Raw genomic sequence first — 4942 nt, 5'->3', positions numbered from 1 at the left:
CCTCTTCATACGTGGCATCCGTATGACCCAGAGCGGCAGTAATATCATGGCTGCGCAGCCATGTAATCAGTTCCAGCGCACCTTCCCGTTCGGGTGCAAGCGTCAGCTGGCGAACAAGGCCCGGGTAGCGCTGCTCCCATTCTGCCATCCACGCGAGATTCGGAGGCACGATGTGTTGCGGGTTTTGTGCTCCCGGCCAGTTCGGACTAATGAATGGTCCTTCCAGATGCACGCCCTCCAATTGCGCATGGGGCATAGGCTGTGCCATATAGGCGTGAACCTCACCCAGCACCCGGTCAATTTGCTCCTTGGGTGCGGTCATCGTGGTAGCCAGCATGGCGGTCGTTCCTTGCGAGCCGTGAAAGGAGGTGATCGTATCCAGTACTCTTGGGCTGGAGTCCATAAAATCCTCGCCGTTACCGCCGTGAACATGAATGTCAATAAAGCCCGGCAGCAGATAGCCGCCTTCCAGACGAACCATGCTTGCCGCTTTAGCTGTACCATCTGTATGACTTGCCTTGTCTACGGATGTCCAATCCGCAGGCAAATCCTCCTCTGAACCCGCATATACAATGGATTGCCCCTGAATGACGACAACCCCTTTTTCAATCATGTCGTTCCCGACGACGACCTGTCCATACAGCAGCTGAGTTATGCTGCCACTCGATTCATCTGAGTTCAATTAAACCAACCTCCTGCTTCCTGATCCAGTAATATAAGCACGTTGGGATGGCATTGCAGCAGGGAAGCCGGACATTCTGTCGTGACGGGTCCAGTTAAAGCCTGCTTTATAATGTCAGCCTTATCCGCACCAAAAGCCACCAGAACAATTTGCTTCGCTTTTAAAATCGTGCCTACTCCCATCGTAATTGCTTGCTTGGGTACAGCGTCTATATGGCCAAAAAATCGGGCATTTGCCGTACGCGTTCTTTCTTCCAAATCGACAACATGTGTGGACCCAGTCAAGCTGCGACCGGGTTCGTTAAAGCCAATATGACCATTATGACCAATGCCGAGCAATTGGAGATCCACGTGCCCATGATCCAGAATGGCTTGCTCGTGTGCTGCACATTCTGCTGCCAAATCCAATGCATTCCCGTCAGGTACGCGCGTATGGGCGATGGGAATGTCGATATGCTGGAACAGGTGTTCATTCATAAATCTGCGATAGCTCTGCGGGTGATCCTGGGAAAGGCCGACATATTCATCAAGATTGACAGCAAAGGCTCGTGCAAAGCTGACCTGTCCCTTGCGGTACATATCTGCAAGATGTTGGTAAATACCAATAGGCGTACTACCGGTAGCTAGACCAAGCATGGCCTGCGGTTTGGTTAGCAGCAAGCCGGCGATTACAGCGGCGGCAGTAGCGTTCAGGTCCTCACGGCTGTTAAAAATGCGTATGTTCATCTTAGTGGCCCCCTGGTTGTTTTTTGAGCTTGCTCACTTGTTGATATGAACCTTCCAATCTCGGAATATATTTGTCAAAATCCGCGCTCACCATACCTGTAAACAGGATATCTATGATATGAAGCTGGGCGATACGGGATGCCATATCTCCTCGCCGCATTCCTTCCTCCAGCGAAGAGGAAAACAGAGCAATATCCGAAATCCCCGCCAGCGTATTGTTGCCGAAGGAGGTCAGGGATAGTGTCTTGGCTCCCTGCTCCTTCGCGCAGCGCAGAGCTGCGATCGTCTCCTGGGTTTCCCCCGAGTAGGAGACAGCAAAGGCGACATCTCCCGGCCCGAGCGAGGAGGCAGAGGTGATCTGCATATGCGAATCGGCGAAGGCGGTGCTATTTTTGCCAATACGGATGAGCTTCTGGTAAAAATCCTGCGCCACAATCGAGGATGTCGCCATCCCGTACAAATCAATGCGGTTTGTGGCTGACAGCCACGTAATGGCTTGCTCCAGCTTGTCGAAATCCAGCAGCCGAGTCGTGTCCGCAATAGATGCCGTATGGTTCGCCTGAATAGCCTGCACAATGCGGGAAAGTGAATTCCCGGCAACAATGTCCTGGTAGGATTCTTCACCATTATGGTTTGAATGGGACAACTCGGCGGCCAGCTTCATTTTGAAATCAGGATAGCCTTTAAAATGTAGTGATTTGCAAAACCGTGTAACGGTCGCCGCACTCACACCACAACGCTCTGACAGTTCCCGAATACCCAGATGCAGCACGTCTTCCGGGGATTGCAGAATGGATTCCGCCAGCCTGCGCTCTTGTACGGGGAGTTGCTCCAGTCTATGGGCTAATGTATGAAGGATAGGGGACATGAGCTGCGCTCCTTTGGCTGTAAAATGCTTTGATGAAAAAAAGTATCATTATATTTGACTTATTAAAGAAAATTATTTTCGTGTATATTGTAAAATAATTATGCTCTTCATGCAAGAGATGTGAGAAGAATATCCGCTGGATTTTACGAAAAAACGGGCTGCAAAAATTGTAGAAACAAACATACATTAATTCACATATTTCGAGTTTTATTTACAAAACAACCTATTGACTTGTCTCTTCATTAGAGGGGTATAATTGAATAAAGTTCCAGTGAAGGGATTTTTCAAGGAGCTTGCAGTGGGCATTGTTGTGCGGAACGAATAGAATCTCATTCACAAGGAGGAGTTTGCTATGCAAAGCCGAGTGATTGAAATGATCAGCGCGGTCAAGGAAGATCCTGAACTGGTCGCTAAGCTGGATGGACATTCGGACATTATTCATGATGCTGGACTGGATTCGCTGCAGTTGGTTCATTTCATGCTGCAAGTGGAGGATGCGTTTGATGTGGAAATTGATTTTGATTCCTTTGAGCTGGAACATTTGCGTTCGGTAGATGCTTTTTGCAGCTACATACAGGGGATCAGCGAGGCGGAACAAGTGCCACACCCGGAGGGAATAAAGACGGTCTAAGAGGCGGCTTTGGCTTAGGAACACTTTGCCTGAAAATCCATTAAACGAGGTGTTGGCATGCAGCCCAAAAGCAATGTGCTGATTGATGAGAAGGCGTTCAAGCTCATCAAGCGTAACCTGAAAAACGCTTCCGTGTCTTATCGTAACGCAACCCAGGACCCTGCTTTCAAAACGGACATGCCCCAGACGATCGGCATTAAGCTGACGAACCGCTGCAACTTGAGATGTACACACTGCTTTGAATGGAACGAGGAAGGCTATCATCATCAAATGGATAAAGAAGAGCAAAACATGGATCTCGCCCCGGACATGCTTCGGCAAATTTTGAGCGAGACCAAGGAAGCCAAATCCCGGCTATACATGTGGGGCGGTGAACCGATGTTTCACCGGCGCTTTGACGAAATTTTGGACGTGCTGGCGGAAGATCGGCGCGAAATGACATTTTGTACGAATGGATTACTAATTGACAAATATTTGGACCGGATTTTGGATTTATCTGAAAATCTGGAGCTGTTAATAGCGATTGAAGGCTTTGAAAGAGAACATGATCTGATTCGCGGTAAAGGCACCTTTCAAAAAACGATGCGGCAGATGGATAAGCTGATTGAACTGCGTGACCAGGGATTGTACAAAGGACGGGTAACCGTCCATGCGGTCATTAACGATAACATGATCGGACGAATGTACGAATTTCTGCAAATGCTGGAGGACAAAAGGCTGGATCTGGTGCTGCTGACGTTCCCCTGGTACATTTCCAAAGAAACCTCCCTCAAAATGGATGAATATTTTACACGTAACTTCTCTTGGCTCAGGCAGCTTGAAGAAAATAATATCAGTAGCTGGCATGCTTTCAAATATAAAATCAACCCGGATAATATCGACCCTTTGATGCAGGAGCTGCAGCGGATCAATGAGCGGGTGTGGAACATCCGAGTGCGCTATCAGCCCGGTTTGGATTATGAGGAGATTGACAAATTTATACATGGCGAGGAAATGGTCAGCCGTTGCTCCAATCAATGCCTGGCTCTCACCTCCAGAACGGATATTTTGCCGGATGGGAAGGTTATGCCGTGCAAATTTTTCAGCGAGTTCACGATTGGAAGCTTGCGTGAGCAGAGTCTGGAGGAGATATGGAATTCGGATGCGTATGAGAAGACCCGTCAAAAGATTAATCACGAGGGCTTGACGCCCGTATGCTCCAAATGCAGCGTCTTATACCTGCATGGAGCGGGCTCTTTGAAATATATATAGTGTCCTGTGAATGTTGTTTGTTACGGGATGGAAGAGAGGGATGACAGGACGTGACGACGAAAACGATCAATCTTGTGGAAGCGCTTGCTCATGAACGAGATCATGGTGTACTGATTTGGTTGTTCAATATCGGCGCAGAGCAGGTATGGCATCCGTCCCCCCGCAAGGGGGGGATGGTGGATCGGGATGAACAGCAGGTTGTAAACCGGATGGAGGAAATGAATCTCCTGCTGTGTCGAAGTCAGGATATCATTGTACTTCGCGAAAAGCCGGATGAGGCTTTTCTGGACATGCTTCAGCGGTTGGGCTTTAGCCTGCCGCGTATTGAGGTGCCGGAACCTTCTGACCCGCTAACGCCGATTTCAGAGCTGGTGCTGGCGGACAAGGCGCTTTTGGCGCGATTGCGCGCGGTTGCGGACGCAGGCCACAGCGGGGGTGGAGCCAAAGCGTGGCTCGTTCCGTATGCGGTCACACCGCAGGAGGAAGCGATTGCGGAGTACTGCGGGCTGGAGTTGATTGGGGCTCCGTCCTCGGTCAGCGCTCAGGTGAATGATAAAATATTCAGTCGCCTGACCGCGCAAAAGCTTGGTTTTGCTGTCAGCGAAGGTGCTGTGTGCGAAGACGAAGCGGCGATCCGCAGGGAGTGTGTCAGACTGGCTGAGTTGGCGGACGGGCCTGTGAAGCTGATTATCAAGCAGCCGCATGGTGCCTCGGGACAAGGCATGTATATGCTGGACGAGCTGTCCAAGCTGGACACGCTGCTGAGTGTGATGAGACGCTTCGGC

The 4942-nt window shown here is 50.0% G+C and carries 4 protein-coding genes and 2 pseudogenes; 3 read left to right on the top strand and 3 right to left on the bottom strand.

Features of this window, described 5'->3' with window-relative positions:
* From WG8_RS28780 to WG8_RS18915, 3 genes and pseudogenes are all read right to left on the bottom strand, one after another.
* A pseudogene (locus WG8_RS28780) lies at nt 1-613 on the bottom strand (N-acetylglucosamine-6-phosphate deacetylase); the annotation flags it as partial.
* Nucleotides 614-678: 65 nt separating this feature from the next.
* Complete coding sequence (nagB, locus tag WG8_RS18920) at nt 679-1407, bottom strand: glucosamine-6-phosphate deaminase (protein WP_007431832.1); 729 nt, start codon at nt 1405-1407, stop codon at nt 679-681.
* Nucleotide 1408: 1 nt separating this feature from the next.
* Nucleotides 1409-2275 carry a MurR/RpiR family transcriptional regulator gene (locus WG8_RS18915; RefSeq protein ID WP_007431831.1) on the bottom strand — a complete coding sequence of 289 codons (867 nt, stop codon included), beginning with the start codon at nt 2273-2275 and terminating at the stop codon, nt 1409-1411.
* 352 nt (nt 2276-2627) lie between these two features.
* Between WG8_RS18915 and WG8_RS18910 the strand changes: the two genes are divergently transcribed.
* The 3 genes and pseudogenes from WG8_RS18910 to WG8_RS18900 all read left to right on the top strand — a co-directional run.
* Nucleotides 2628-2906: an acyl carrier protein gene (locus WG8_RS18910; protein WP_007431830.1), complete on the top strand. Its 279-nt coding sequence runs from the start codon at nt 2628-2630 to the stop codon at nt 2904-2906.
* Between the two features lie 57 nt (nt 2907-2963).
* Nucleotides 2964-4157 (top strand): radical SAM/SPASM domain-containing protein, encoded by a 1194-nt coding sequence (locus WG8_RS18905; protein ID WP_007431829.1) that lies wholly within the window; start codon nt 2964-2966, stop codon nt 4155-4157.
* Between the two features lie 50 nt (nt 4158-4207).
* Nucleotides 4208-4942, top strand: a pseudogene (locus tag WG8_RS18900) (peptide ligase PGM1-related protein); the annotation flags it as partial.

Origin of the sequence: Paenibacillus sp. Aloe-11, from assembly GCF_000245715.1 — a bacterium.
GTDB classification, from domain to species: domain Bacteria; phylum Bacillota; class Bacilli; order Paenibacillales; family Paenibacillaceae; genus Paenibacillus; species Paenibacillus kribbensis.
The sequence above is the reverse complement of the archived record's forward strand: the minus strand, read 5'-3'. Positions and strand labels throughout refer to the sequence as shown.